General features: G+C 59.8%; 25 protein-coding genes and 3 pseudogenes. 14 read left to right on the top strand and 14 right to left on the bottom strand.

Going from position 1 to position 25,950, the window contains the following annotated elements:
• The first annotated feature begins 239 nt into the window (after positions 1-239).
• A complete protein-coding gene (locus IB252_RS23520) occupies positions 240-1,196 on the top strand; it encodes a nucleoside-specific channel-forming protein Tsx (protein WP_192410432.1) in 957 nt (318 codons plus the stop codon).
• Between the two features lie 24 nt (positions 1,197-1,220).
• On the top strand, positions 1,221-2,243 hold the full coding sequence (locus tag IB252_RS23515; RefSeq protein WP_192410431.1) for a purine-nucleoside phosphorylase: 1,023 nt from the start codon (positions 1,221-1,223) through the stop codon (positions 2,241-2,243).
• Between the two features lie 149 nt (positions 2,244-2,392).
• Here IB252_RS23515 and IB252_RS23510 read toward each other — a convergent pair whose 3' ends face one another.
• The 3 genes from IB252_RS23510 to IB252_RS23500 form a co-directional block, all read right to left on the bottom strand.
• Positions 2,393-3,349 carry a quinone oxidoreductase family protein gene (locus IB252_RS23510; RefSeq protein ID WP_192410430.1) on the bottom strand — a complete coding sequence of 319 codons (957 nt, stop codon included), beginning with the start codon at positions 3,347-3,349 and terminating at the stop codon, positions 2,393-2,395.
• 29 nt (positions 3,350-3,378) lie between these two features.
• Positions 3,379-3,552 carry a DUF1427 family protein gene (locus IB252_RS23505; RefSeq protein ID WP_111452434.1) on the bottom strand — a complete coding sequence of 58 codons (174 nt, stop codon included), beginning with the start codon at positions 3,550-3,552 and terminating at the stop codon, positions 3,379-3,381.
• Positions 3,553-3,647: 95 nt separating this feature from the next.
• Positions 3,648-4,427, bottom strand: a complete 780-nt coding sequence (locus IB252_RS23500; protein WP_111452435.1) for an AraC family transcriptional regulator — start codon at positions 4,425-4,427, stop codon at positions 3,648-3,650.
• Positions 4,428-4,572: 145 nt separating this feature from the next.
• Between IB252_RS23500 and IB252_RS23495 the strand changes: the two genes are divergently transcribed.
• Positions 4,573-4,800, top strand: a complete 228-nt coding sequence (locus tag IB252_RS23495) for a DUF6555 family protein (protein WP_192410429.1) — start codon at positions 4,573-4,575, stop codon at positions 4,798-4,800.
• 47 nt (positions 4,801-4,847) lie between these two features.
• Here IB252_RS23495 and IB252_RS23490 read toward each other — a convergent pair whose 3' ends face one another.
• Positions 4,848-5,012, bottom strand: coding sequence for a metallothionein (locus IB252_RS23490; RefSeq protein ID WP_192410428.1), 165 nt, complete (start codon positions 5,010-5,012; stop codon positions 4,848-4,850).
• A gap of 83 nt (positions 5,013-5,095) precedes the next feature.
• Here IB252_RS23490 and IB252_RS23485 point away from each other — a divergent pair.
• Positions 5,096-5,362 (top strand): annotated as a pseudogene (locus tag IB252_RS23485) (LysR substrate-binding domain-containing protein); the annotation flags it as partial.
• A gap of 125 nt (positions 5,363-5,487) precedes the next feature.
• Here the strand turns inward: IB252_RS23485 and IB252_RS23480 are convergent.
• Positions 5,488-7,170 (bottom strand): methyl-accepting chemotaxis protein, encoded by a 1,683-nt coding sequence (locus IB252_RS23480; protein ID WP_192410427.1) that lies wholly within the window; start codon positions 7,168-7,170, stop codon positions 5,488-5,490.
• On the opposite strand from IB252_RS23480, the gene IB252_RS23475 reads away from it, so the two are divergent.
• Positions 7,169-7,381, top strand: a complete 213-nt coding sequence (locus IB252_RS23475; protein ID WP_192410426.1) for a hypothetical protein — start codon at positions 7,169-7,171, stop codon at positions 7,379-7,381. The genes IB252_RS23480 and IB252_RS23475 overlap by 2 nt on opposite strands.
• Before the next feature lie 43 nt (positions 7,382-7,424).
• On the opposite strand, the gene IB252_RS23470 is transcribed toward IB252_RS23475, so the two are convergent.
• Positions 7,425-8,741, bottom strand: a complete 1,317-nt coding sequence (locus IB252_RS23470) for a Na+/H+ antiporter family protein (RefSeq protein WP_192410752.1) — start codon at positions 8,739-8,741, stop codon at positions 7,425-7,427.
• Between the two features lie 395 nt (positions 8,742-9,136).
• Between IB252_RS23470 and IB252_RS30665 the strand changes: the two are divergent.
• Both IB252_RS30665 and IB252_RS30660 read left to right on the top strand, forming a co-directional pair.
• Positions 9,137-10,426 (top strand): annotated as a pseudogene (locus IB252_RS30665) (HAMP domain-containing protein); the annotation flags it as partial.
• 102 nt (positions 10,427-10,528) lie between these two features.
• The gene (locus IB252_RS30660; RefSeq protein WP_403145802.1) at positions 10,529-11,284 is read left to right on the top strand and encodes a methyl-accepting chemotaxis protein; all 756 of its coding nucleotides are present in this window, start codon (positions 10,529-10,531) and stop codon (positions 11,282-11,284) included.
• Positions 11,285-11,447: 163 nt separating this feature from the next.
• Here IB252_RS30660 and IB252_RS23460 read toward each other — a convergent pair whose 3' ends face one another.
• Genes IB252_RS23460 through IB252_RS23445 form a run of 4 tightly spaced genes read right to left on the bottom strand, consistent with a single transcriptional unit; the run spans position 11,448 to position 14,067 of the window.
• Complete coding sequence (locus tag IB252_RS23460; RefSeq protein WP_192410424.1) at positions 11,448-12,767, bottom strand: sensor histidine kinase; 1,320 nt, start codon at positions 12,765-12,767, stop codon at positions 11,448-11,450.
• The gene (locus tag IB252_RS23455) at positions 12,764-13,432 is read right to left on the bottom strand and encodes a response regulator transcription factor (RefSeq protein ID WP_111452443.1); all 669 of its coding nucleotides are present in this window, start codon (positions 13,430-13,432) and stop codon (positions 12,764-12,766) included. Before IB252_RS23455 ends, IB252_RS23460 begins: the two co-directional genes overlap by 4 nt.
• A 3-nt stretch (positions 13,433-13,435) precedes the next feature.
• Positions 13,436-13,759 (bottom strand): PepSY domain-containing protein, encoded by a 324-nt coding sequence (locus IB252_RS23450; protein ID WP_192410423.1) that lies wholly within the window; start codon positions 13,757-13,759, stop codon positions 13,436-13,438.
• Positions 13,759-14,067, bottom strand: coding sequence for a PepSY domain-containing protein (locus IB252_RS23445; protein WP_008152162.1), 309 nt, complete (start codon positions 14,065-14,067; stop codon positions 13,759-13,761). The genes IB252_RS23450 and IB252_RS23445 overlap by 1 nt, the downstream gene beginning before the upstream one ends.
• Positions 14,068-14,328: 261 nt before the next feature.
• On the opposite strand from IB252_RS23445, the gene IB252_RS23440 reads away from it, so the two are divergent.
• The 5 genes from IB252_RS23440 to codA all read left to right on the top strand — a co-directional run bounded on the left by IB252_RS23440 (position 14,329) and on the right by codA (position 19,640).
• Entirely contained in the window at positions 14,329-15,408 is a 1,080-nt protein-coding gene (locus IB252_RS23440; protein ID WP_192410751.1) for a patatin-like phospholipase family protein, read from the top strand.
• 94 nt (positions 15,409-15,502) lie between these two features.
• Positions 15,503-15,859 carry a 6-carboxytetrahydropterin synthase QueD gene (gene queD / locus IB252_RS23435; protein WP_008152165.1) on the top strand — a complete coding sequence of 119 codons (357 nt, stop codon included), beginning with the start codon at positions 15,503-15,505 and terminating at the stop codon, positions 15,857-15,859.
• 166 nt (positions 15,860-16,025) lie between these two features.
• Positions 16,026-16,856: an alpha/beta fold hydrolase gene (locus IB252_RS23430; protein WP_192410422.1), complete on the top strand. Its 831-nt coding sequence runs from the start codon at positions 16,026-16,028 to the stop codon at positions 16,854-16,856.
• Between the two features lie 251 nt (positions 16,857-17,107).
• Positions 17,108-18,379, top strand: coding sequence for a cytosine permease (gene codB / locus IB252_RS23425; RefSeq protein WP_192410421.1), 1,272 nt, complete (start codon positions 17,108-17,110; stop codon positions 18,377-18,379).
• A gap of 13 nt (positions 18,380-18,392) precedes the next feature.
• On the top strand, positions 18,393-19,640 hold the full coding sequence (gene codA, locus IB252_RS23420) for a cytosine deaminase (RefSeq protein ID WP_123368400.1): 1,248 nt from the start codon (positions 18,393-18,395) through the stop codon (positions 19,638-19,640).
• Between the two features lie 436 nt (positions 19,641-20,076).
• Here the strand turns inward: codA and IB252_RS23415 are convergent, their stop codons facing one another.
• Positions 20,077-21,069: a diaminopimelate epimerase gene (locus IB252_RS23415; RefSeq protein WP_192410420.1), complete on the bottom strand. Its 993-nt coding sequence runs from the start codon at positions 21,067-21,069 to the stop codon at positions 20,077-20,079.
• Between the two features lie 225 nt (positions 21,070-21,294).
• Between IB252_RS23415 and IB252_RS23410 the strand changes: the two genes are divergently transcribed.
• Together IB252_RS23410 and IB252_RS23405 are read left to right on the top strand one after the other, a co-directional pair.
• Positions 21,295-21,951, top strand: coding sequence for a carboxymuconolactone decarboxylase family protein (locus IB252_RS23410; protein WP_192410419.1), 657 nt, complete (start codon positions 21,295-21,297; stop codon positions 21,949-21,951).
• A 228-nt stretch (positions 21,952-22,179) separates the two neighbouring features.
• Positions 22,180-23,331, top strand: a complete 1,152-nt coding sequence (locus tag IB252_RS23405; RefSeq protein ID WP_192410418.1) for an MFS transporter — start codon at positions 22,180-22,182, stop codon at positions 23,329-23,331.
• A gap of 111 nt (positions 23,332-23,442) precedes the next feature.
• Here the strand turns inward: IB252_RS23405 and IB252_RS23400 are convergent.
• From IB252_RS23400 to IB252_RS23390, 3 genes and pseudogenes are all read right to left on the bottom strand, one after another.
• A pseudogene (locus tag IB252_RS23400) lies at positions 23,443-23,607 on the bottom strand (hypothetical protein); the annotation flags it as partial.
• Positions 23,608-23,843: 236 nt separating this feature from the next.
• Positions 23,844-24,533 carry a 7-cyano-7-deazaguanine synthase QueC gene (gene queC, locus IB252_RS23395; protein WP_192410417.1) on the bottom strand — a complete coding sequence of 230 codons (690 nt, stop codon included), beginning with the start codon at positions 24,531-24,533 and terminating at the stop codon, positions 23,844-23,846.
• 137 nt (positions 24,534-24,670) lie between these two features.
• Positions 24,671-25,819: a hypothetical protein gene (locus tag IB252_RS23390; protein WP_192410416.1), complete on the bottom strand. Its 1,149-nt coding sequence runs from the start codon at positions 25,817-25,819 to the stop codon at positions 24,671-24,673.
• Positions 25,820-25,950: the final 131 nt, after the last annotated feature.

The raw sequence follows: 25,950 nt of genomic DNA, 5'->3' as shown, positions 1-25,950 counted from the left end.
CCGAGGAGTTTACATCAACCCTATTTCGTAGGAGCTGATCGTTCCCTCGATCCCGCGTGGCAACGCTCTTCTGACCGAAAGGACAGTTAAACCAGCAATTCCCTAACCTTTTCCGTGCCTTGAACAAAACTGGTATGGCTTGTGCAAACGTTTGCGACGCGCTGATACAAGCGTTTTCGCTACACAACCGCGCAAGCCCGAAGAACCGGGCTTTCGATCCGCACGAAAAGGGACTTTTAATGCACCGCACGTCCAGCCGCGTGACTTGCTCGCGCACTTTTGCTGTTTCCTTGCTGCTGGCCAGCGTTACAGGACTACTCAGCAGCACCGTTTTGGCGCAGCCCGCTCCCGCCGAAGAATCCGCCCAAGGCGAAAGCCTCAGCCCCGAAGCCAGCCCACCGAAAAAAGGTGTGTACCTCTCGGACTGGTTCAATCAGGACCTGACCGTCATCGGCAGCAAAGACATCAGTTTCGGCCCGCAACCGGCCGACGATATCTACCTGGAATATGAGTACTTCGGGCGCAAGGGGCCGTTCGAGTTGTACGGCTACATCGACATTCCGAAGATCTTCGACATCGGCAACAGCCATGACAAAGGCGTGTGGGACCACGGCTCGCCGGTGTTCATGGAGCACGAACCGCGGATCTCCATCGATTACCTCGCCGGCCGCAGCCTGGCCATCGGGCCGTTCAAGGAATGGTACGTGGCCTTTGACTGGATCTACGACCACGGCAGTAACAGCGCCAACCGCGCCAATACGCTCTATAGCGGTTTGGGCACCGACATCGACACCCATTCGCGGGTCAACCTGTCGGCCAACTTCTATGGGCGCTACCAGTGGGAAAACTACGGTGCCAGCAACGAATATTCGTGGGACGGCTATCGCGCCCAACTCAAATACATCGTGCCGATCAGCAGCTTCAGCAACGGCGCGTCACTGACCTACATCGGGTTCACCAACTTCGACTTCGGCTCGGACCTGCACAAGGACAACCCGGCTCGCACCGCCAACGCTACGGTGGCCACCAACGTCTTGCTGTACTCGTTCACCCACTTGCGTTTCACCCTGGTCGGCCGTTATTTCCACAACGGCGGCAACTGGGAGGATGGCAGCGAATTGAATTTCGGCGACGGTAACTTCCGAGCCCGTTCCGACGGTTGGGGTTACTACGCCGGCATCGGTTATCAGTTTTAAGACTTGTTTGAATCAGGAGGTTTTATGCATGCAATGACGCGTCTTTCCCTGGCCTGTGCCGCCCTGCTCTCCGCAACGGCCTGGGCGACTGAAGCGCCGATCCAGCCGAAGGTGATGCTGATCACCATGTTCGCTCCCGAGGCGCAAAACTGGATTGATCGGTTGGAACTCAAGCAGCAAGTGCGGGTGCCGGGGCTGTCCGCCGAGTACCCGACCGTTCGCTGCAACAGTCAACAGGTATGCCTGATGGTCACCGGCATGGGCCAGACCAACGCCGCGGCGTCGACGCTGGCCCTGGCGCTGTCGTCGAAATTCGATCTGCGCAAAAGTTACTTCCTGGTCGCCGGGATTGCCGGCATCAGCCCAAAACACGGGACCATCGGCACCACGGCGTGGGCGCATTATCTGGTGGAGTTCGGCACCCAATGGGAGCTGGATTCCCGGGACGCGCCGTCAGACTGGCCGACCGGTTATATCGGCATCAATACCAAAGGCCCGAACGAGAAACCGCCGCTGGATTACAAGACCGAAGTCTTCGAACTCAACCCGAAGTTGCAGGCCAAGGCCTTTGCTCTCAGCCACAAAGTCCAATTGAGTGAGAGCAAGGAATCGGCCGCGTGGCGCATGAAGTATCCGTCGGCCCCGGCCAATCAGCCGCCGGTGGTGACGCAGTGCGACACGCTGGCGGGCAATACCTGGTTTTCCGGGACGCGATTGAGTGAGCGGGCCGAGGTCTGGGCCCGGCTGCTGACCGATAACAACGGTGAGTACTGCACGACGCAGCAGGAAGACAACTCCACCTATGAGGCGCTGCTGCGGGCCAGCCGTGAAGGGTTGGTGGATGTGCAGCGTTTGGCGGTGGTGCGTGCGGGTTCCGATTTTGATCGGCCGGCGCCGGGTCAGAGTGAGGTGGAAAACCTGCTCAAGTATGCGGATCAAGGTGGGTTTGTGCCGGCGCTGGAGAACCTGTACCGGACGGGAAATCCGCTGGTGCAGGAGATTTTGAAGAACTGGTCGGCGTGGGAGAACGGTGTTCCCGAGGCTTGATCTGACAATACCCCCCCCCTGTGGGAGCGGCGGTGCGGCGATCCGACTTGCTCGCGAAAGCGGTGTGTCAGGCACATCAATATTGACTGTGCCGCCGCCTTCGCGAGCAAGTCGGATCGCCGCACCGCCGCTCCCACATTTGATTAGGGTTACGGCAACAAAATCACTTTGTCGCCGGCACCTTGGCTCACCTCGGCATACCGCTCCAGCCCTTCTGCCAACGGCGATTCAAACAAACCCTCGGGCAACGGCAACAAGCCCTGATCGAAGAACGTGCCGAACTGATCAAGCATCGCCGCACACGCCTGGACGCCGTACAGCAACGAGTTGATCCCCACCACCGAACCGCCCTTGCGATACAGCGCCAGGGCCGGCAATTGCACCATGCCGTCCACCGGTGCGGCGATGATCGCGATGCGACCGAACGCGGCCAGCGCCGGGACCGAGGCCGGGAGCCAGAAACCGGAGGTGTCGAAAATCACATCAGCGCCGCCGGCATACACGGCATTCACCTGAGCGCCGAGATCCTCGGGTTTATCCAGTTGCAGCGTCTGATACCCCTGGGCCTGCAAATCCTTGATCTGTTCCGGCCGCCGCGCCGCGGCCAGTACTTGAGCGCCACGCACCTTGCCCAGCGCCAGCGCCGCAGTGCCAACCGCCCCGCCACCGATCACCAGCAAGCGGCTTTCGGCCGTCACCCCACTGCGCTCCAACGCATCCCACGCCGTGGTGTACGGCACGCCGAGGCTGGCAGCCTGGGCAAAGCTCAGATGGGTCGGCTTTTTCGCTACACCATTGGCCGGCAGTTTGACGAATTGTGCGTGCGAGCCATCGGCGAAAAAGCCCAGTTCACGACCGGTGCCCCAGACTTCCTGACCGATCAGCGCCTGCGGGCCTTCAACGACTACACCGGCGAAATCACGACCGGGAATCCGCGGCAGTGTGGTGTAGGGAAAGCGCCCCAGCACGTTCTTCACATCGCTGGGGTTGAGGCCGGCCGCCTTGATCTGGACCAGCACTTCATTGTTGCCGGGGACGGGGGTGGGAACCTCAACGTAGCGCAGGGCCGAGAGGTCACCGGTCTTGTCGAATTGCAGTGCTTTCATGAGTGTTTCCCTCGAATGAAATAAACGGTTCAGGCGATCCAGCCAGCCACCAACTGCCGGCCCATTGGCCACAACTTCTCACCGGCCAACATGCCGAGCAGCCCTACCAGCGCGATGGCCGGCGGTGCGGGGGAACGAAAATCCAGAGCGCCGTAGAGCAAACCGACGCCCAGACCGATGACCAATGAGATGAGGTAGCTCATGGCAGACTCCGTGGCTGATTAAGGTATGCCCGGAGTCTAAAGATCGGTAGCGACGAGCACCGGCCAAGTGCTTCTGAATATCGGCCAAAGCGCTTTCAATCCTGACGCTGGATTGCCGAAAACTGCGAAGGCGCGACACCCAGTTCCCGCCGAAACATGTCGCTGAAGCTGCTCGGTGAGTAACCCAGCTCCCGGGCAATCGCACTGACCGGCACGCCCTGGATCAACGCTGCCACCGCGGTCGCCAATTGCACCTGGCGCCGCCACTCGGCGAAGCCCATGCCTAGACCGTCCTTGAACAACCGCGCCAGGGTACGCACGCTGGCACCGGCGTTTTCGGCGTGTTGTTCGAAGGCAATGTCCAGCGATGGCGCGGCCATGACCGCCTGGCACAGGTTCATCAGCCGTCGGTCGGAATCATCCGGCAAGGGGATTTTCAGCAGCGAGCGCCGGGCTCGCCTAAGCTCCAGCAGCGCCAGGCCGACCAGCGCTTCGTAATACTCGGGCGCGCCATCGTCGCCCTGCTCCACCAGCCCGACGATCAGCTCACGCAGCAGTCCGCCGACTTCGATCACCTGGACCGTGTCGTCCAGCGTCGCCGCCAATGAGGGCCGCAAGTAGATGTTGCGCATCTGTAAATCCGACACCACGCGAATCCCGTGGGGCACACCCGGCGGCAGCCACACCGCTCGTTGCGGCGGCACCACCAGCGCTTCATGGGGCGTCTCGACCCACATCACCCCGCTCATCGCATACAGCAACTGCCCCCAGACATGTTCATGCGGCTCGATGTACAGGCCGCGCGGATAGGTGCGCGCCAGCGGTTGCACGGGCACATCGGTGTCACTCAGGTCTGGAGGGGCGGCAAGGGCCATGGGCAGCAATCATTGGGGATTTCAGAGATTGCATGGTAACGAGCCACGGGGCTTGTCGCTACGGGCGGCCTCCATCTGACAATTCGACTGAATTTTCCGTAACCCCAACGATCCTTGTAATACCACAGGGAGGAATATGGGCTTTATGAACAACGCAAAACTTTTCGTCATTGAATACACCCTTCATGGCGCGCCCAGGTCTTTCATCATCCGCCTGGACAAGATGGATAACGCGGAAGCCTGGCATTGGGCAAGTTGCGACGCGGGGGTCGGAAGAATCCCCCGCTTCGGCCGAGAGAAGGTGCAAAAAACCAGCAAGCCGATGGCGGAGAAATTCGGCGTGGAAAACGTCAAGTGGCGGCCGGCGAATTGAAATGAAAGTGGAGCCCGATCAGGCTCCACCTTTTTTTGGATGAGTGGTCAGCGTTGGGCGCACTTGCAGCCCTTGCTGGCACATTCTTCACCATGTTCGTGGTGCTTGGCGCAGGCTTCACAGCAATAGTGCTTGCCGTGGCGCGCGATCGGATGTTCGCCCAGTTTGCAGGAGCATTTGGGGCAGTCGCATTTACTGTCACTGCTGATCATGTGTCTGACTCCATTGGTTGTGGTCGTCCGGGTCTGGCAAATGCGACCCGTACCACCAGTGTAGGAGCTTGTAGCAGCTGTCGATCACCGGTAACCACGCCGACACCCTGACCCAAGCCGCCGAACAAGGCTTGGGGCTGGTGATGTTTCCGTCGTGGCTGATTGGTGAAGCGGTGCGCAACGGCACGCTGGTACCGGTGCTGGGGGCGTATCAGGTGTCCAACAGCCTTGAGCCGCAGCAGATTGCGGTGCTGTGGCCTGGGAGCCGACGGTTGTCGGTGAAGGTCAGGACGGTGATTGATTTTTTCGTGGAATGCTTCGGCGCGGTGCCCTACTGGGACAGACCGTAATATCTGCCAGCACCGCAATCCTTGTGGGAGCGAGCCTGCTCGCGATAGCGGTTAAACAGTCACATTGATGCTGGATGTGCCGACGCTATCGCGAGCAGGCTCGCTCCCACAGGTTCTTCGGGATGTCAGATACGGAACTGGCCCACCAGTTTACCCAGGCGCTGACCGAGGTCGGCCAGGCTGCGGGAGGTCTGGGCGCCGAGTTGGGTTTCGTCGGCGACGCTGTCTACGGCCACAGCGATCTGATGCACGCTGCGGTTGATCTCTTCGGCCACGGCGGTTTGCTCTTCGGCAGCGCTGGCGATCTGCGCGTTCATCGAGTTGATGGTGCCGATCAGTTGGGCCATGGTGTCCAGCGATGCACCCGCTTCGTTGGCCTGAGCCGACGTGCCGTCGCCGGCCTCGCTGGAACGGCGCATCGCTTCCACCGCCGACTGAGTGCCGGCCTGCAAGCGATCGATCATGCCCTGGATTTCCTGGGTGCTGATTTGCGTGCGACTGGCCAGCGCTCGAACCTCGTCGGCCACCACCGCAAAACCACGACCGGCCTCACCGGCACGGGCGGCTTCGATGGCGGCGTTGAGCGCCAGCAGGTTGGTCTGCTCGGCAATCGAACGGATCACCCCAAGCACGCTGACAATCGACGACACGTCTTTTTGCAGGCTGTCCAGAGACACGCCGCTGCTGCGAATATCGTCCACCAACGCATGAATCTTCACGATGCTACCGGCCACCACACGCTTGGCGGCCTGGCCTTCTTCGTCGGTCTGCTGTGCAGCCACTGCGGCGTTTTGCGCACTTTTCGCCACTTCCTGAGCGGCGGCGGACATTTGGTTGATCGCCGTGGCGACCTGATCGGTCTCGTGACGCTGACGCTCCATGGCCTGATCCGAGCGCTGCGCCTGATCGGAGACCTGATTCACCAGCCCGGTCAGTTGCGAGGTCATTTCGGTGATCTGACGCACCAGGCCGTGGATCTTGTCGACGAAGCGGTTGAACGAGCCGGCCAGCTCGCCGAGTTCGTCCTGGCTGGTGATGGTCAGGCGACGCGTCAGGTCGCCCTCGCCCGCCGCGATGTCATCGAGGTTGGCTTTCATCAGGTTCAGCGGACGCAGGATGGTGTTGGCCAGCAGCATCCCGGCGGCGGCAATCACCAACAGCACCACGGCGGCAATCCCGACGATGCTTAGCACCACGCCTTGCATGCGCTCCTGGACCTTGATTTCGACCAGCGCCACTTGCGCTTCGATGCCGTCGAGGTTGACCGAGGTGCCGACCGCCATGTCCCACTTGGGCAGGTATTCGGTGTAGCCCAGTTTCGGCACCAGCACTTGGCTGTTGCCGGGCAGCGGCGAGCTGTATTGCAGGTAGTGGGTGCCGTCCTTGGCGACTTTCACCAGGTCGCGGTTGACGTAGACGCCGTTCGGATCGCGGTTGTCCTTGAAGCTCTGGCCCACGCCTTCAGGGCTGTTGGCCTTGAATAGGCGCACGGTATTGGAGTCGTAGCCGAAGAAGTAGCCGTCCTTGCCGTAGGTGATGCTCGACAGCAACTTGACCACCTGGGCCCGCGCCGCGTCGTCACCGGGGGCAGCTGCGTCGTAGAGTGGTTTGATCGTGGTCATGGCCACGGCGACGTAGCTTTGCAGCGTTGCCTTGGCATCGCTGAGCAGGCGCTGGCGAGTTTCCTCGACTTCCTTGCGGGCCTGCTCCTGCAGAATGAACAACGTGGTCAGGCTGATGACCAGCGCAAAGAGCAACACCGGGAGGACGGCAAGGGACAGGACTTTAGCCTTCAGGCTCATGCGCATGACGGTTCACTCTTTTGATTTTATTGGCGTGGTTATAGGCTTTAACGGCACGCAGCATCAAAAGTTGAATGCGGTCATTGTGGGATCAGGATTGTGTGGTGAGGGGATTTATCCCCTTGGGCTGCGAAGCGGCCCCGAAATGGAAAACTGCGGTGTGTTAGGTACACCGCATAAAATGGTTTACGACTGCTTCGCAGCCGAACGGGGATAAATCCCCTCGCCACACAAGCCTGATCCCACAGGGGGGAATGTGTTTACAGGACCATCGCCGCCACCCAGCCGAACGCCAACAACGGGAGGTTGTAGTGCAGGAAGGTCGGGACCACGGTGTCCCAGATGTGGTGATGCTGGCCGTCGATGTTCAGGCCCGAGGTCGGGCCGAGGGTCGAGTCCGACGCCGGCGAACCGGCATCGCCCAGCGCACCGGCAGTGCCGACAATGCACACGATCGCGATCGGACTGAAGCCCAGTTGTACGCACAACGGCACAAAAATCGCTGCCAGGATCGGTACAGTGGAAAACGACGAACCGATGCCCATGGTCACCAACAGTCCGACCAACAACATCAGCAACGCGCCAATGCCTTTGCTGTGGCCGATCCACGAAGCCGAGACTTCGACCAGTGTCTGCACCTCACCGGTGGCTTTCATCACCTCGGCAAAACCGGAGGCGGCAATCATGATGAAACCGATCATCGCCATCATCTTCATGCCTTCGGTGAACAGGTCGTCGGTTTCACGCCACTTCACGATCCCCGACACCGAAAAAATCAGAAAGCCTGCCAGCGCACCGATGATCATCGAGTCCAGCAACAGCTGAATAATGAACGCCACCGCGATGGCCAGACCGGCGACCATCAGGCTCAGCGGGTTGTACTGCACCGCGACCTGTTCGACTTGCTCGATCTTTTCCAGATCGTAGACGCGCTTCTTGCGATAGCTGACAAACGCTGCCGCGAGCCCGACGACCATGCCCAAGGCCGGAATCCCCATGGCATGGGTGACGTTGATGCCGCTGATGTCCACCCCGCTACGGGCGACGTTGGCCAGCAGGATTTCATTAAGGAAGATGTTGCCGAAGCCCACGGGCAAGAACATGTACGGCGTAATCAGGCCGAAGGTCATGACGCAGGCAATCAACCGGCGATCCAGTTGCAGCTTGGTCAGCACATATAACAGTGGCGGTACCAACAGCGGAATAAAGGCGATATGTATCGGCAGAATGTTCTGCGAAGCGATGGCCACCACCCACAGCAAACCGATCAACAGCCATTTGACCTGACCGCCACCGCTGGCGTGCTGGCGGTCGACCATCAGCAAGGCTTTGTCTGCCAGGGCGTGTGCCAGGCCGGACTTGGCAATGGCCACTGCGAAAGCACCGAGCAATGCGTAGGACAACGCGACCGTCGCACCGCCACCGAGGCCACTGTTGAAGGCTTTGAGTGTCGCGTCGATGCCCAGGCCACCGGTCAAACCACCCACCAGAGCGCCCACGATCAGCGCGATTACGACGTGCACGCGGGACAGGCTGAGGATCAGCATGACGCCGACCGCGGCAATTACAGCATTAATCATCGTTACCTCAAGGCAAACGGAAAGAGTCCGGCCGGCAGTCTGCAAAGAGCCGCCAGCGGATTGAATGAGAGGGTTTTATTAGAGGGCACGCACTGTGCCGCAGAGTCGGCCCGGTGTCAAAGCGCATGGGCCTGGGGGATATAAACGGTTGTGATGAACCCTGTGGCGAGGGGATTTATCCCCGTTCGGCTGCGAAGCAGTCGCAAACCTGACAATTCGGTATGACTGACGGAATTGCGGGGGGCCGCTTCGCGACCCAACGGGGATGAATCCCCTCGCCACAAAGGCAGCCGACCAACGGAGTTTCATCATTCAGGAACTGCCATAAAGAAAGCCGAATCGCGGCCGCTACAGTGCAAAGTCTCAGATATTTATCGAATAAGGACGTCTCCATGTCGCTCAGACAACTTTCCATTCAATGGAAAATCACCCTGCTGGCCGGGCTGTGCCTGGCCGGCATCGTGACCCTGCTGGTGGGTCTTTCGCTGTATCGCATGGAGCACAGCTCCGAGATGGTGAAAGCCTCCAGCATGGAGATGCTCACCGAAGCGGCCCAGGCCCGGATCGAATCCCAGGGTGAAAACCAGGCGCTGGGGATTCGCCAGCAGTTCATGGATGCCTATCAATATGGCCATGGCTTTTCGCGTCAGGTGCTGTTCCTGCGCGAGCAGGCCGAGAAGCGCTTTCTCGATGCCTTTGACCTGCGTGAAGACCTGACCCGTCAGGTCAAGTCAGCCCTGCAAGCCAACCCGGAACTGCTCGGCCTCTCGCTGGTGTTCGAAGCCAACGCGCTGGACGGCAAGGACGATCTGTTCGCCGGCCAGGCCGAGCTGGGTAGCAACGACAAGGGCCGTTTCGCGCTCTATTGGTCGCAGCCGACACCAGGCAAGGTGACGTCGATGGCGCTACCGGAAAGCGACATGGCCGACACCAGCTCCGGCCCGAGCGGCGAACCGGCCAACGCCTGGTTCACCTGCCCGCGCACGACCCTCAAACCCTGCGTGATCGAACCCTACTTCTACGTGATCGACGGCCAGAACGTGCTGATGACCAGCATCGTTTTCCCGCTGATGGTCAACGGCAAGGTCATCGCTTCGCTGTCAGTGGACATCAACCTCAACAGTCTGCAAGCCGTCAGCCAGGGTGCGAGCAAGAAGCTCTATGACGGCCAGACCAACGTCAGCATCATCAGCCCGGTCGGTTTGCTGGCCGGTTACAGCCCGGACGCCAGCAAGCTCAGCCAGCGCCTGGACACCGTGGACAAGACCAACGGTGCCGAGCTGATCCGCATGCTCGCCGCCAGCAGCAAGACCGAAAGCCTGCACAACAATCAACAGCTCAAAGTGCTGTCGCCGTTCCAGCCGATTCCCGGTGGCAAGTCCTGGGGCGTGTTGCTCGATGTGCCGGAGAAAGTCCTGGTCGGCCCCGCCGAAGCGTTGAAAAAGCAACTCGATGAAAGCAACACCGCCGGCACCCTGGTCGAACTCGGCCTGGGTGTACTGGCCGCGTTGATTGGCCTGTTGCTGGTGTGGCTGATGGCCCGCAGCGTGACCAAACCGATTCTGGGTGTGGCGCACATGCTCGAAGACATTGCCAGCGGCGAAGGCGACCTGACCCGCCGTCTGGCCTACGACAAAAAGGACGAACTCGGCCAATTGGCTGGCTGGTTCAACCGCTTCCTCGACAAGTTGCAATCGATCATCGCCGAGGTCAAACGCTCGGTGCAGGACGCACGCAGCACGGCGGATCAGTCGTCCGCCATCGCCACCCAGACCAGCGCCGGCATGGAGCAGCAATACCGTCAGGTGGATCAGGTCGCTACCGCGTCCCACGAAATGAGCGCCACCGCCCAGGACGTCGCTCGCAGTGCAGCGCAAGCGGCACAGGCAGCGCGGGATGCGGATCAGGCCACCCGTCGCGGTCTGACCGTGATCGACCGCACCACCGCCAGCATCGACAACCTCGCCGCCGACATGAGCGCGGCGATGGTTCAAGTCGAAGGCCTGGCAGCCAACAGCGAGAAGATCGGTTCGGTGCTGGAAGTGATCCGGGCCATCGCCGAGCAGACAAATCTGCTGGCGCTGAACGCCGCCATCGAGGCTGCTCGTGCCGGTGAAGCCGGGCGCGGTTTTGCCGTGGTGGCCGATGAGGTGCGCAACCTGGCACGCCGGACCCAGGAGTCTGTCGAAGAAACCCGCTTGGTGATCGAGCAGTTGCAGAGCGGCACTCAGGACGTGGTCGGCTCGATGAACAATAGCCATCGCCAGGCTCAGGGCAGTGTCGAACAAGTGGGTCAGGCGGTGACGGCGTTGCGCCAGATTGGTGAGGCGGTGACGGTGATCAGCGACATGAACTTGCAGATCGCCAGTGCCGCGGAAGAGCAAAGCGCCGTGGCCGAGGAGATCAACAACAACGTGGCGACGATTCGGGATGTGACGGAGTCGCTGTCGGGGCAAGCCAATGAATCGGCGCGGGTGAGTCAGTCACTCAATAGCCTGGCGAATCAGCAGCAGAGTTTGATGGATCAGTTTCGGGTCTGAGAACCACCCCTCACCCTAACCCTCTCCCCAGAGGGTAGAGGGGACTGACCGAGTTGGTTTTTAGATATTCTGCGACCGAGAAAATAGAGTCGAACTCGGCATTAGAAGCCAATGGAGATCAGCTCCCTTTCCCCCTCACCCCAGTGGGGAGAGGGGGTGGCTTTCAGCCTGAACGCTTAGGCAACTCAATCACCACTTTCAACCCGCCCCACTCACTCTCCTCCAGCCGCAACACCCCGCCCCACGTATCGACGATGTCCCGCACAATCCCCAATCCCAACCCATGCCCATCCGTTTGTTCATCAAGCCGAGTACCCCGGCTGAACACCTGATCGCGCTGGTTTTCGGGAATCCCCGGCCCATCGTCTTGCACGCTTAACTCAAACCCTTCGGCCGTCTCGACCACGCTCAACCGAACCTCGGCATCCGCCCATTTGCAGGCGTTGTCCAGCAGGTTACCGAGCAGTTCGAGCAAATCCTCACGATCCCAAGGCAGTTGCAACCCCTTCGGCGCCACATAGCTGAGGTCCAGATGCTCGCCATGAATCATGTTCAACGTCGCCAGTAATCCAGGCAATTCAGCATCGCAATCAAACAACGCCCCCGGCAACGCATCGCCGGATAACCGTGCGCGATTGAGTTCGCGATTGAGTCGCTGCTGAACCTGTTCCAGTTGCGCCTGCATCACTTTGCGCAGCTCCGGATGCGCATCGAGCTTCTCGCTTGAGGCCAGGCTCAACAACACCGCCAGCGGGGTTTTCAAGGCGTGGCCGAGGTTGCCCAACGCATTGCGCGAACGCTTGAGGCTGTCTTCGGTGTGCGCCAGCAAATGGTTGATCTGCGCCACCAGCGGTTCAAGCTCTACCGGCACCTGATCATCGAGTTGCGAGCGCTGGCCTTGCTGCAACTGGGCGATCTGCTCGCGGGCCTTTTCCAGCGGGCGCAAGGCGCGGCGCACGGTGATCCGTTGCAGCAGCAGAATCAGCAGCAGCCCCGTCAGCCCAAGGCCCAATCCGACCTGACGCATGCGCTGGAAACTCTCGCGCACCGGCGTGTAATCCTGGGCCACGCTGATGGAGATCGATTGGCCGAGCCGTCGATAGTCTGAACGCAGCACCAGCAATTGCTGGCCTTCCGGCCCCAATTGCAGGTTGCTGTGCAGGCCGGCATGGTCGAGGCGCGGCAGTTCCTGATCCCATAGCGAACGGGAGCGCCAATGGCTGTCGGCGAAATCGATGCGGAAGTAATGCCCGGAAAACGGTCGCTGATAGGCCGGTGACAGGTGTCGCTCATCCAGCTGTAACCCCTGCGGCCCACGCACCAGCGCCACCAGCAGGTTTTCACTGTCGTCGCGCAGCCCGGCTTCGAGGTAGCGCTGCAAACCCATTTCGAACAGCCACAGGCTGGTCTGCGCCAGCACCAGGCCGACGATCACCATCACGCTGATCAGCCCCAGGCTCAAGCGGCGCTGGATCGACCTCACTGGGCTTGCCCGCCGAACAGGTAACCCTGGCCGCGACGGGTTTCGATGACGCTACGCCCGAGTTTGCGCCGCAGGTGGTTGACGTGGACTTCGAGCACGTTGGAATCGCGCTCGGTTTCACCGTCGTAGAGGTGTTCGGCGAGGTGGCTTTTGGACAGAATCTGCTCGGGGTGCAGCATGAAATAACGCAGCAGGCGGAATTCAGCGGCAGTGAGCTGGATGTCGGCGCCGTCGCGGGTCACGCATTGGCGGCCTTCGTCCAGGTGCAGCCCGGCAGACTTGAGCGTTGGCTGGTTGGCATGGCCGTGGGAACGGCGCAACAGCGCCTGGACGCGCAAGTGCAGCTCTTCGGGGTGGAAAGGCTTGGTCAGGTAATCGTCGGCGCCGGCCTTGAGGCCTTCGATTCGTTCGGCCCAGGAATCACGGGCGGTGAGGATCAGCACGGGCGTCGACAGGCCAGCGGCCCGCCATTGCGTCAGCACGTCGAGCCCAGGCAAACCCGGCAGGCCGAGGTCGAGGATGATCAGGTCATAAGGCTCGCTGCTGCCCTGATACACCGCGTCGCGACCGTCGGCCAGCCAGTCCACGGCGTAACCCTGCCGGTTGAGGCCAGCCATCAGTTCGTCGGCCAGCGGCACATGGTCTTCCACCAGAAGCAAACGCATCGATCAATCTTCCTTGTCTTTCAGTAACTGGCCGGTGGTGGCGTCAAGGTCCAGTTCGCGGACCACACCTTCACGGGTCAGCAACTCGACTTCATAAACGTAGACCTCGTGTTTCTCTTCAAGCTCGGCTTCCAGCAATTTGGCCCCGGGGTAACGGTCCAGCGCTTGCTGCAACAGCTGCTCCAGCGGCAGGATCACACCCTGTTGACGCAGGCGCAGGGCTTCGTCCTGATCCAGGTCGCGAGCCATGGCCACCGAGCAAAAAGCCAGAAGCGCCAGAGCCATTCGACCTCTCGTGCACCGCTGTGAAAAAGAAAACACCTTCATTACGTATCCTGATGATCCTTGAGAATCTGCCCGCTGACGGCGTCCAGCTCCAGGTCCCACTCAATGCCCTGAGGGTCGCGCATTTCCACCTGATAGATGTACTTGCCGTACTCTTCTTCCAGCTCGGTTTCGGTGATTTTGGCGCCGGGATGTTTGGCCAGAGCGGTGGCGTTGAGCTTCTCGAAAGACACAATGGTACCAGCGTCGCGCAGCCTCAGGGCTTCGTCGGGACCGAGGTCGCGAGCGTGGGCGATGCTGGCGGTCATGCCGATGATGGACGCGGTGAACAGGGCAGTCAGGGTTTTCATGGGGTGTCTCCGTATTTTTTTATGTGTTGCCGAGGGAGTGCACCTTAACGGGGCGAACTTAATTGAAACTGAATTGCCATCATTGAGCTGGCAACACGACATCACCGCCCTGCACAAAACCCTGTGGGAGCGAGCCTGCTCGCGATGGCGGTGTATCAGTCGGTATTAATGCTGGCTGAACCACCGCCATCGCGAGCAGGCTCGCTCCCACAATGACCGTGCATGTCTATAATCCCCCGCTTGCCTGCATTCGAGACCGGTATGACCGCTTTCCACATCAAGTTCCCCTCCCTGACCCTCAAGGCCGGCCCTCGTGCCTTGGCGCGCATCCGTGAAAACGGTTTGAGCGCCGCCGATGTCGGCACACTGCCGGGTGCCGCTGGGGGGCCCAAGGCGTTGGGGATTCAAGGTCTGGACCTGGCGTTGTTCGGCGAATGGCTGCCGACGGCACCGCGGGAGCGCTCGTTGATCGGTGCGTCGGTGGGTTCCTGGCGCTTCGCCAGCGCGTGTCTGCCGGATGCCGCCGAAGGTATCCGCCGCCTCGGTCACCTCTACACCGAGCAGAACTTCGCCAAGGGCGTGACCATGGCGCAGATCAGCCAGAGCTCCCGGCGCATGCTCGATGAGCTGCTCGACGGCCGCGATGCCTCGATTCTGGACAACGCTCATTACCGACTGAACATCATGGTGGTCAAAAGCCACGGCCTGCTGGCGGACGATCATCGCGGCCGACTGGGGCTGGGCCTGTCATCGGTGATCGCCGACAACCTGCGCGGCCGGGCGCGCCTGTCGCGGCATTTCGAGCGGCTGATCATTCACGATCCGCGCCTGGCCCCGCCGGTCCATGCTCTCAACGATTTCCCCTCGCGCTTCGTTGCGCTGAATGCCGGCAACCTGCGCCAGGCCTTGCTCGCCTCAGGCTCGATCCCGATGGTGATGGAAGGCGTGCGTAATCTGCCGGGTGCCGGTGCCGGGACGTTTCGCGATGGCGGTCTGCTGGACTATCACCTCGACCTGCCCTACAGCGGCAACGACATCGTGCTCTATCCGCATTTCACCGACCGGGTGATTCCCGGCTGGTTCGACAAGACACTGCCATGGCGCCGCGCGTGTCCTGCGCGCTTGCAGGATGTCCTGTTGCTGGCGCCGTCAAAGGATTACCTGGCGCGCCTGCCCTACGGCAAACTCCCGGACCGCAACGACTTCAAACACTTCATGGGCGATGCCCCGAGCCGACAGAAATACTGGCGCACGACGATGGATGAAAGCCGTCGCATGGGCGATGAGTTCCTCGAACTGGCTGCCAGCGGTCGCCTCGGGGAGCGCTTGCTGACCCTTTAGTCAGTGTTTTCCCGCAACGCCAAACGCAAACTGTTAAACTCGCCGCCTGCCCACATCGCCGCGGCGATCGCCACCTGACAGAGCTGAAATCACTGTGGAAATCTTCAAAGAATTTACCTTCGAATCCGCCCACCGCCTGCCCCACGTACCGGAAGGCCACAAGTGCGGCCGCCTGCATGGTCACTCGTTCAAAGTGGCGATCCACCTGAGCGGCGACCTCGATCCGCACACGGGCTGGATCCGTGATTTCTCGGAAATCAAGGCGATCTTCAAGCCGCTCTATGAGCGCCTGGACCATAACTACCTGAACGACATTCCCGGTCTGGAAAACCCGACCAGTGAAGTGCTGGCCAAATTCATCTGGAAGGAATTGAAGCCTCTGCTGCCGGAACTCAGCGCGATCCGCATTCACGAGACATGCACCAGCGGTTGCATCTATCACGGCGAATAAGCCGATCTAAACGCCGATAAAAATCACCTTGTGGGAGCAAGTCGGATCGCCGCACCGCCGCTCCCACAGTGAACTGCGTTTCGTCAGTGAATATAAAAACAGCCTTCAATGGCTGTTTTTTTATGCCTATGCTTTTTGGCTCCCCCACGCCAAGAGGACACCCCCAATGACTGACTGGCCGCTGCCTCAGACTTATCGTTTCAACGGGCGCTCCGTTCGTTACGCCGTACGGGGCGACGGTCCGCCGCTGGTGTTCGTGCATGGCACGCCCTTCTCTTCTTACGTGTGGCACCGGATTGCACCGCACTTCATCACCACCCATCGGGTGCATTACTTTGACCTGCTGGGTTATGGGCTATCGGAGAAAATCGAGGGCGATGTGTCGCTGGGTGTACAGAACGACCTGCTGGCTCACTTGCTCGATCACTGGGGTCTGGCGCGACCAGACGTCGTCGCTCACGACTTCGGCGGCGCCACCGCTCTGCGTACTCATCTGCTGAACGGCAAGGACTACCGCAGCCTGACGCTGATCGATCCCGTGGCGCTGACGCCCTGGGGTTCGCCGTTTGTACAGCATGTGCGCCAGCATGAGGCGGCATTCAGGGGCCTGCCCGATTACATTCAGCGGGCGATTGTGCCGGCGTATATTCGCGGGGCGATCAAGCGCGAGATGCCTGATCATCAACTCGCGCCTTACGTGCAGCCTTGGCTCGGCGATCCGGGGCAAGCGGCGTTCTATCGGCAGATCGCGCAGATGGACGAGCGCTATACCCGTGAGGCCGAAGGGCTGTACCCGACGATTCGTTGTCCGGTGCAGATTCTGTGGGGGGAAGACGATCAGTGGATTCCCATTGAACGCGGGCAGGCATTGCATCAGATGATTCCCGGGTCGCGGTTTCAGGCGATTGCGAATGCCGGGCATCTGGTCCAGGAAGATGCGCCGGAAGCGATCGTCGCGGCGCTCCTGCGGTTCCTCCCACAACAAAAATCCCCCTGAAAAAACCGAATCAAATGTGGGAGCGGGCTTGCTCGCGAAAGCGGTGTATCAGTCGACATCTGCTGTGACTGACACACCGCTTTCGCGAGCAAGCCCGCTCCCACATGGTTCTGTGTTCCTTCAGGTGCACCTCTTTCGCGCCCTTCCTCAAGCCAACTCCGTCGGCTCGGCTATAAATAACTACACCACCCCACGCTTGGCACGACCACTGCAACACGCCCCCGCGTCACTCATTCAGCAAGGAACGCCCCATGACGCAGAACGATCCCGGCAACGATTACCCCCTCAGCGAAGTCCCGATGCATGCCCGCAAAGGCCTGGCCTCAACGGCCATGGTGCTGCTGGGTTTCACCTTTTTTACCGCGACCATGTTTGCCGGCGGCAAGCTCGGTGTGGCGTTCAGTTTCGGCGAGATGATGGCGGTGATTATCGTCGGCAATCTGCTGCTGGGGATCTACGCTGCCGGCCTGGGTTACATCGCCTTCAAGAGCGGTCTGAACTCGGTGCTGATGGGACGCTTTTGCTTCGGTGAAGTGGGCAGCAAGCTCAGCGACCTGATCCTCGGCTTTACCCAGATCGGCTGGTACGCTTGGGGCACAGCTACTGCCGCCGTGGTGCTGGGCAAGTATTTCGAATTGAGCGAGGGCACCGTTCTCGGGCTGATGGTGCTGTTCGGCCTGGTGTTTTGCGCGACCGCGTATGTCGGTTATCGCGGCCTGGAGATTCTGTCGTACATCGCCGTACCGGCGATGATGTTGCTGCTGATGCTGTCGATGTGGGTGGCCACGGTGAAGGTCGGCGGCCTCGACGGTTTGCTCGCGGTAGTCCCGACGGGAACACTGGATTGGTCGACCGCAATCACCCTGGTGTTCGGCACCTTTGTCAGCGGCGCAACCCAGGCGACCAACTGGACGCGTTTCTCCCGTTCAGCACGCGTCGCGGTACTGGCGAGCCTGATCGGCTTCTTCATCGGCAACGGCCTGATGGTGTTGATCGGGGCCTATGGCGCCATCGTCTACCAGCAACCGGACGTGGTCGAAGTGTTGCTGTTGCAAGGCTTCGCCATGGCGGCGATGGCGATGTTGCTGCTCAATATCTGGAGTACCCAGGACAACACCATCTACAACTTCGCCGTCGCCGGTTGCAACCTGCTGCGCACTGGCCGTCGCAAAACCGTGACCCTGGCGGGCGCGGTGATCGGCACATTGCTTGCCCTGCTGGGCATGTACGACCTGCTGGTGCCCTACCTGATTCTGCTGGGCACTGTGATTCCACCGATTGGCGGCGTGATCATGGCGGACTTCTTCTACCGCTATCGTGGTCAATATCCACGCCTGGTCGACGCCCGGTTGCCGGCGTTCAATTGGCCCGGTTTGGCCGCCTACGCAGTCGGCACCGTTACCGCGTTCAGTTCACCGTGGGTCGCGCCACTGGTAGGAATTGCCGCTGCCGCGTTAACGTATGTGGTACTGACCGGCGTGCTGGGTGCCCGTACTGCCAACGCACCATTACAAGATCTATAAAAGGATTCGCCTGATGCACATCATCAATGCCCGCCTGCGCAACCAAGATGGCCTGCATGAGTTGCACCTGGAAAACGGCCTGATCAGCAACATCGCCCGACAGACTGAAGCGCCGACCCTGGGCCCCGATGATCTGGACGCCGGCGGCAACCTGGTGGTGCCACCCTTCGTCGAGCCACACATCCACCTCGACGCCACGCTCACCGCCGGCGAACCGCGCTGGAACATGAGCGGCACGCTGTTCGAAGGCATCGAGTGCTGGGGCGAGCGCAAGGTGACCATCACCGAAGAGGACACCAAAACCCGCGCCAAGAAAACCATCCAGACCCTCGCCGCCCACGGCATCCAGCACGTGCGTACCCACGTCGACGTCACCGACCCGCAGCTCACCGCGCTCAAGGCGATGCTCGAAGTGCGCGAGGAAAGCCGTCACCTGATCGACATGCAGATTGTTGCGTTCCCGCAGGAAGGCATCGAGTCGTACCGCAACGGTCGCGAGCTGATGGAAGAAGCGATCCGCATGGGCGCCGATGTGGTCGGCGGTATTCCGCATTTCGAGTACACCCGCGATCAAGGCGTGAGTTCAGTCAAATTCCTGATGGACCTGGCTGAGCGCACCGGTTGCCTGGTGGACGTGCATTGCGATGAAACCGACGACCCGCACTCACGCTTTCTTGAGGTACTGGCTGAAGAAGCCCGCAGCCGCGACATGGGCTCACGGGTCACCGCCAGCCACACCACGGCGATGGGATCTTACGATAACGCTTACTGCGCCAAACTGTTTCGCCTGCTCGGGCATTCGGGGATCAGTTTTGTCTCCTGCCCCACCGAAAGCATTCACCTGCAAGGGCGCTTCGACAACTTCCCGAAACGCCGTGGCGTGACCCGAGTGAATGAGTTGCTGGAAGCGGGGATGAACGTGTGTTTTGGTCAGGACTCGATCGTCGATCCGTGGTATCCGCTGGGCAACGGCAATATCTTGCGAGTGCTCGAAGCCGGCCTGCACATCTGCCACATGCTCGGTTACCGCAACCTGCAAAGCGCGCTGGACCTGGTCACCGACAACAGCGCCAAGGCCATGAACCTGGGTGATCGTTATGGACTGGAACGCGGACGGCCAGCGAATTTGCTGATTCTGTCGGCGGACAGCGATTACGAGGTGATCCGCAGCCAGGGCCTGCCGCTGTATTCGGTGCGCGATGGCAAGGTGTTGATGAAGCGGCAGATGCCGGTGGTCGAGTTCTTCGGCGATCAGAGCTGAGATTTGCGTTGGCTGGGCTTGCCTCATCGCGAGCAGGCTCGCTCCCACAATTGATCTCCAGTGGACGCAAACGCTGAGTACACCTCAGATCCACTGTGGGAGATGCCGGTGGTCGAGTTCTTCGGCGATCCGCGCTGAGATTTGCGTTGGCTGGGCTTACCTCATCGCGAGCAGGCTCGCTCCCACAATTGATCTCCAGTGGACGCAAACGCTGAGTACACCTCAGATCCACTGTGGCAGATGCCGGTGGTCGAGTTCTTCGGCGATCAGAGCTGAGATTTGCGTTGGCTGGGCTGACGCCTTCGCGAGCAAGTCGAATCGTCGCACCGCCGCTCCCACAGTAGATCTCCAGTGGACGCAAACGCTGAGTACACTCAGATCCACTGTGGGAGCGGCGGTGCGACGATTCGACTTGCTCGCGAAGGCAATCTTTAATTCAATCCATCAATCGAGCCGTACCGAATAGCCTGACCCGACTCAATTCCCCCTCTAATTCCTCCAACAAAATCGGCGCCGTACCGCCAGGCATGACCACCTTCACCTCCCCGGCACCGACCCAACCCACCCGCCACGCCGCGCAAGCCACCGCACTGGCGCTGGTGCCCGACGACGCCGTCGGCCCTTCTCCGCGCTCGAATACCCGCGCGACGACTCGCCCTTCAGACTCATGCATCGCCCATTGCAGATTCACGCCAGCAGCACACGGCTCCCCCGCCCCGGTCGGTGTGGCGTAAGCGATACGCGTCAGCCCTTCGGACAACCCCGGCTCGCGCATCTGCTCATTGCTCGGCAATGCATCGGCGTTGTCTAAAAGCGTCACACAATGCGGATTGCCGATACGCACGAACTGGCTTCGAGACCAGGAGGAATCAAGCGCCGACAACGCCTGCACATGGCTGACGTCGCGACCGTTGAACAGCACGCTTTCAACCCCTTTTGCCCTCACCGCATCAGGCCCGAACGAGGGTTTGCCCAGATCCAGCCAAAACCCTTTCACACCCTCGACCTCGGCCGGTTTCACCGACGTGCCCACCGGTGAAGCCGCATCAGCCTTGTCGTGATGAACCCTGAGCAAACAAACCTCGTCCCCCGGCAGCAGCCCTTGTTCACTCAGGGCTTGAGAGAAAATCGTCAATCCATTGCCACTGCGCTCGGCAAGAGTGCCGTCGGTGTTGACGATCAGCAGATCAAACGGTGGCGAGTCTTGAAACGGCCCGATCAGCAAGCCATCGCAGCGATGATCCTTGCTGCCTGGCGGTTGTGTACCGGGTGCCCAGCCGCAGAAGGCCTCGATAGCCGAAACCGTCCATGCCGCACGAATTTGCGCAGCGCGACTGGCCTGCTCGGGCAGATTGATACCGCCCCGGCGCACGGCGTCAGGCGCCACAACCGCATAGATATTGCCTCGAGCATCGTAGAACGGCGTCATGGATCGGTCCTGAAGTCAGCCAGAAAGTGCCTGTACTTTAGGCGTCAATGTCCGGCGATGAAATACCGCCCGGGCGTAAACGCGCAAGGCGTTCCGCAAGCATTTCCGTTATAGACCGATCACCTCTTATTGCGAACAAATCTGCTGAACCTGTCACTTATGACAGCAGACAATCTTTCAGACCGGGCCCAGAGTGAAATTCTTTATTCATGCTCGGAACACCCCATGAGCAGCAAACACCCAGACGCTCCCATACCCACGCTGTACCGCGAGGGCCGAAAAATCTTTATCGACCTGGTGCCAGACGGAGGCGCCCGACTGGACGCACTCTTTCGAACGGTTCCGGCCCTGGGTGAGCTGGCGGTCGGCGTTGTTTACGGTTACTTGCATGGCCGTCCGGACTTGGACCCACGTCTGCGCGAAGCGGTATCGTTCGCCGCAATTGTCGCGGCCGGGATGGTGGGGCCACCCTTGAGTGTGCACTTCAAGACGGGGTTGGCTTCGGGGCTCGCACCGGGAGAGATGACAGGGATATTGCTGCAAGCTTCAGCATTCGCCGGTTTCCCGAGAGCCGTGTCCGCGGCCGACCAGCTCAACCGACTGTTTGATGAAGCAGGAATAGTTTCGCCGCCCCCGCCTGCACCGCGCGAGGTGGCGCTGGCGTTTTGCGAGCAAGTTCGCAAGGGCCATTCGCCCATTCCCCTGAGTGCCGCGATCAAACGTCTGTTGCGCCAATCACATCATCTTTCGGTGCAGGCGACAGCGGCCAAAACCGTGATTGTTGAGTGTTTCGACGGTGAGCATTCCCTTCCAGCGGCGCTTTTGCATGTTCAGGTGGAAGGGACTCAGGTCGTCGAGGTGAGGCGTTTTGTTGCTCGTTGACCAACGACCTCGTTACCAATGGAAAAATGCATCGACGCTATTTTCAACCGTCGATTTTTCCCTTCATCGCCTCCAACCGGACAATGTCGGCACTTGCGCTCGCGGCAGAGGGTCACGCTGTGCAACGATGGCGCCCTGCCTGACTGCCAATCCCGCGGACTGAATATCGAACCCTCGCAGGTCGATCACTGTCCCTTGGGGACGCGACGTTTTTTGCCAAGGATTGATATGACCAACCTCAACACTCAAACCGCATTTGTTCCCGGACGCCTGGAACAGATGTCCACGCGCATCGCCTTTTTTATTGCCGGTTTCGGCATCGCCGCGTGGGCGCCGCTGGTGCCCTACGCCAAGGCTCGGGCCGGGCTGGATGAAGGGACGCTCGGTTTGCTGCTGTTGTGCCTGGGGGTGGGGTCGATTCTGGCGATGCCGATGGCGGGGCTTCTGGCCACGCGTTTCGGCTGTCGCCGGGTGGTGAGCGCCGGGGTGTTGCTGATCTGCGCGGCCCTGCCGCTGTTGGCGACGGTGACGTCGATTCCGGCGTTGATTGCCGCGTTGTTCATGTTCGGCGCGGGGTTGGGCACGGTGGATTCGACGGTGAACCTGCAAGCGGTGATCGTCGAACGGGCCAGCGGCAAGACCATGATGTCGGGCTTCCATGGGCTGTTCAGCCTCGGCGGGATTGTCGGTGCGGCGGGCGTCAGTGCCTTGCTCGGCTTCGGGGTTTCACCGCTGGGGGCGACGCTGGTGGTGATCGTGATGCTGCTGATCGCCCTGGCCAAGGCCGCGCCGCACCTCTTGCCTTACGGCAGCGAAAGTTCGGGGCCGGCGTTTGCCGTTCCCCATGGCATCGTGCTGTTCATCGGCGGAATGTGTTTCATCGTGTTCCTCGCCGAAGGCGCGGCGCTCGACTGGAGCGCGGTGTTCCTGGCGCAGGAGCGCGGGATCGACACCGCGTATGCGGGACTGGGTTATGCGGCGTTCGCGTTGACCATGACCGTCGGGCGTTTGACCGGTGATTCGATCGTGCGTCGTCTCGGCGCCACGCGGGTAATTGTGTTCGGTGGGTTGACGGCCGCAACGGGCCTGTTTGTGGCGACCTTCGCCCCGAGCTGGGAAGCGGCGCTGGTGGGTTATGCATTGTTGGGGGCGGGTTGTTCGAACATTGTGCCGGTGCTGTACACCGCAGTGGGCAAACAGACGGTGATGCCCGAAAGCGTCGCCGTGCCAGCCATTACCACGTTGGGCTACGCCGGCATTCTCGCGGGGCCTGCGTTGATCGGGTTTATCGCCCATGGCAGCAGTTTGAGTTTTGCCTTCGGGTTGATGGCGGTGTTGCTGGTGGCGGTGGCCATTGGTGGGAAGGTGTTGAAGGTCTAAAAGCATCGCGAGCAGGCTCACTCCCACAAGGATCTTCGGGGCACACATTGTCTGTGTTCGACGCCGATCAAGTGTGGGAGCGAGCCTGCTCGCGATGAAGTCACCTCGGCCTCAGAACCCGACGCTGGCCTGCACAAAGAACGTGCGCGGAGCGCCAACGTACATCCCCGAATTGTTGTCGCTGGAACGGGTGAAGTACTGCTTGTCGAAAATGTTCTTCACCCCGGCACCGACTTTCAAATTCAATAGCTGCGCGCCTAAGTCATAACCGCTGCGGTGTTTCAGGAAGACCGCAAACTCAGGTTTTACGACCGCTACGTCCGAACGCGGCCCGAACCGAACGCAGGCTTCGCCAGCTCGGGTTACGGCTTAATTGATCGACAATACGAAGAGAAGGCGTCCAGCTCACTATGGACCCCCTCTCCAAACGCAAACATTCTGCGAACGCAACCCGAACGACACAAAAAGTAGGGGGTTGCCGTTAATGACCCTCTACTCGCAGTAAACTACTTTTACAGTTTTAGTTTGATTTTCAGACTATTCAAAACTTTCACTCTGCTTTCGAGAAACTCACTTAATCCTTTCGCACGAAGAGCACACGCATCACAGCCACCGCACCCACTTCCCATTATCCCGCTATAGCAAGTCAATGTATGGTAACGAATCAAATCCAGTTGCTTATGGTAATCAGCCAAAGCCCAAGTCTCTGCCTTACTAAGCCGCATAAGCGGCCTTTCGATTCGTACCTTATAGTCCATGCCCAACTGAATGGCGCTATTCAACACCTTAACAAACTCATCACCACAATCCGGGTAGCCAGAGCTCTCTGTTTCACACACACCTGTGATGACAGCTTCAGCGCCTACTTGATAGGCATAAATAGAAGCCAACGTTAAAAACAGAATATTCCTGCCAGGCACGAACGTATCAGGCACGCCCTCCCCCGTGCTCCTTGCAATTGGAATGTGGTCCCGCGTCAAACTGCTAATGGCCAGTTCGCTTAACAACGAAGTGTCCAATACCTTGTGCACCTTCACGCCAAGCTGTTTTGAAAGCTGTTGCGCCACTTCGATTTCCGCACGATGGCGCTGGCCATAATCAAAGGTAATGCAGTGAATTTCATCGTATATCGGCAATGCATGGATCAAGCAGGTGGTTGAGTCTTGTCCGCCGCTGAAAACGATAACGGCCTTTCTGGTCATGGTTCGTTCTTCCTTGGAGGTGCCCCGGCAGGACGCCGGGGGCCGTTGACCCTACCGGGAAGCTCAAATCCTGGGTGTGGGAGGTTTCCGAAATGATCGTCTCCGATTTCCGTTTGTGTCATTTCTGTGCTGCGGTTTCAAGCCTTGGGAAGATCCATTCTGTAACCCGCCCCCGGCGCACCTTCATGCAACGCTGACTGAATGTTCGCATATAAGGCGTTCGCCTCGTGGGTAGTGATTGATCGCGAACAATCACGCAGTACAACGCGCAGAAGCACATTTTCCTGGCCCGGCAACAGTCCGAGGCGTTCAATTGCCTGCACAGGTAAATCCGAGAATCCCCAACGTCCCTTGACCTGCATCTCCTCGATCCAGTCAGAGTTGTCGCCAGCAGCTTGTAACATCCTTTCGGTCAACACTTCCTCACTTAACCCCGGCGTTACCGCCAACGAAATATCACGAGCAATCGAAGGCAAACGTGATACAGCGCTCCAGGGATTCAAATCATGCATCTGCGCCTGTACTCGTACGTTCTGATCACGTAACAGGCGAATATCCGGAATTCCCTTGCGCAGCATGGTCAGTCGATCCAACCCCATCCCGAGCGCCAGCCCTCCATGACGCAGCGGATCAATCTTCAAACGCTCTAACAAAGAAGTAGCAATACGACCGCACTCCAGCACCTCGACCGGAGTGCCGTCATTCAACACATTCACTTCGATCCCACCCTCCGTGTAGTGATGCGGACTATCGCTGTAGACCCAGCGTTTGTCAGGAACGGCTGTTTTGAGGATATCGCTGACCAGACGCAACAAGTGGTCATGCGTCGACAGTTCCGGATCACCCAGCACCCAAATATCCATTTGATGTGGTTCTGCGCAATGCCAACGGTCCCGACTGTCTCGACGAAAAGTGATACCTGGCGCGGCCAGCAATATCGTCTCCCCCGGTTGCCGCACATGGGCCGCACGCTGAAGTGCCGCCGGAATTTGACTGGTGGTTTGTGTACGCAAAAGAGAACACTCATCGACCCAACGGGTGTGTTCACTCCCAAGAGTGACCTCTGCTGGGTCATAACCCAGCAAACCGTAATTTTCTTCAGCAGACACAATTCGCGGTCCGGTCTGAAGTTGCGCTTGGGGCCAGCCTTTTTCAGCAAGCCCCTGAAGAACTTCATTTAGCAATAGTCGGACGGCGTGATCGGGAGTGCTTGCCTCGGTAAGATCAACCAGTAGCAGGGCTTGATGGACAGATATATCTGTCAGGTATTTCTTTGATGCATGCACTATATAACCCTCTATTATCAGCTGAACATTTGGCTTTCAAAAAACAACCCCCCATAAACCAACCTAACTACATTAGGTCATCAGCCACAACCCCAAAATGAAAAATATTAGATTTTCAGAACAGGACTACA

It is taken from the genome of Pseudomonas sp. PDM10 (assembly GCF_014852295.1).
Taxonomy (GTDB): domain Bacteria; phylum Pseudomonadota; class Gammaproteobacteria; order Pseudomonadales; family Pseudomonadaceae; genus Aquipseudomonas.
Note: the sequence above shows the minus strand (reverse complement) of the source record. Positions and strands in the feature narration are given on the sequence as shown.

Bases quoted from the DNA above. Each gene is read 5' to 3' on its own strand.
- IB252_RS23430 (WP_192410422.1), top strand. From the start codon at position 16,026: ATGACTGACTGGCCGCTGCCTCAGACTTATCGTTTCAACGGGCGCTCC.
- IB252_RS23475 (WP_192410426.1), top strand. From the start codon at position 7,169: ATGACGGTTCACTCTTTTGATTTTATTGGCGTGGTTATAGGCTTTAAC.
- IB252_RS23455 (WP_111452443.1), bottom strand. From the start codon at position 13,432: ATGCGTTTGCTTCTGGTGGAAGACCATGTGCCGCTGGCCGACGAACTG.
- IB252_RS23450 (WP_192410423.1), bottom strand. From the start codon at position 13,759: ATGAAGGTGTTTTCTTTTTCACAGCGGTGCACGAGAGGTCGAATGGCT.
- IB252_RS23405 (WP_192410418.1), top strand. From the start codon at position 22,180: ATGACCAACCTCAACACTCAAACCGCATTTGTTCCCGGACGCCTGGAA.
- IB252_RS23410 (WP_192410419.1), top strand. From the start codon at position 21,295: ATGAGCAGCAAACACCCAGACGCTCCCATACCCACGCTGTACCGCGAG.
- IB252_RS23495 (WP_192410429.1), top strand. From the start codon at position 4,573: ATGAACAACGCAAAACTTTTCGTCATTGAATACACCCTTCATGGCGCG.
- IB252_RS23520 (WP_192410432.1), top strand. From the start codon at position 240: ATGCACCGCACGTCCAGCCGCGTGACTTGCTCGCGCACTTTTGCTGTT.
- IB252_RS23415 (WP_192410420.1), bottom strand. From the start codon at position 21,069: ATGACGCCGTTCTACGATGCTCGAGGCAATATCTATGCGGTTGTGGCG.
- IB252_RS30660 (WP_403145802.1), top strand. From the start codon at position 10,529: ATGGAGCAGCAATACCGTCAGGTGGATCAGGTCGCTACCGCGTCCCAC.
- IB252_RS23440 (WP_192410751.1), top strand. From the start codon at position 14,329: ATGACCGCTTTCCACATCAAGTTCCCCTCCCTGACCCTCAAGGCCGGC.
- IB252_RS23490 (WP_192410428.1), bottom strand. From the start codon at position 5,012: ATGATCAGCAGTGACAGTAAATGCGACTGCCCCAAATGCTCCTGCAAA.
- queC (WP_192410417.1), bottom strand. From the start codon at position 24,533: ATGACCAGAAAGGCCGTTATCGTTTTCAGCGGCGGACAAGACTCAACC.
- IB252_RS23500 (WP_111452435.1), bottom strand. From the start codon at position 4,427: ATGGCCCTTGCCGCCCCTCCAGACCTGAGTGACACCGATGTGCCCGTG.
- codA (WP_123368400.1), top strand. From the start codon at position 18,393: ATGCACATCATCAATGCCCGCCTGCGCAACCAAGATGGCCTGCATGAG.
- IB252_RS23505 (WP_111452434.1), bottom strand. From the start codon at position 3,552: ATGAGCTACCTCATCTCATTGGTCATCGGTCTGGGCGTCGGTTTGCTC.
- IB252_RS23480 (WP_192410427.1), bottom strand. From the start codon at position 7,170: ATGCGCATGAGCCTGAAGGCTAAAGTCCTGTCCCTTGCCGTCCTCCCG.
- IB252_RS23515 (WP_192410431.1), top strand. From the start codon at position 1,221: ATGCATGCAATGACGCGTCTTTCCCTGGCCTGTGCCGCCCTGCTCTCC.
- codB (WP_192410421.1), top strand. From the start codon at position 17,108: ATGACGCAGAACGATCCCGGCAACGATTACCCCCTCAGCGAAGTCCCG.
- IB252_RS23510 (WP_192410430.1), bottom strand. From the start codon at position 3,349: ATGAAAGCACTGCAATTCGACAAGACCGGTGACCTCTCGGCCCTGCGC.
- IB252_RS23445 (WP_008152162.1), bottom strand. From the start codon at position 14,067: ATGAAAACCCTGACTGCCCTGTTCACCGCGTCCATCATCGGCATGACC.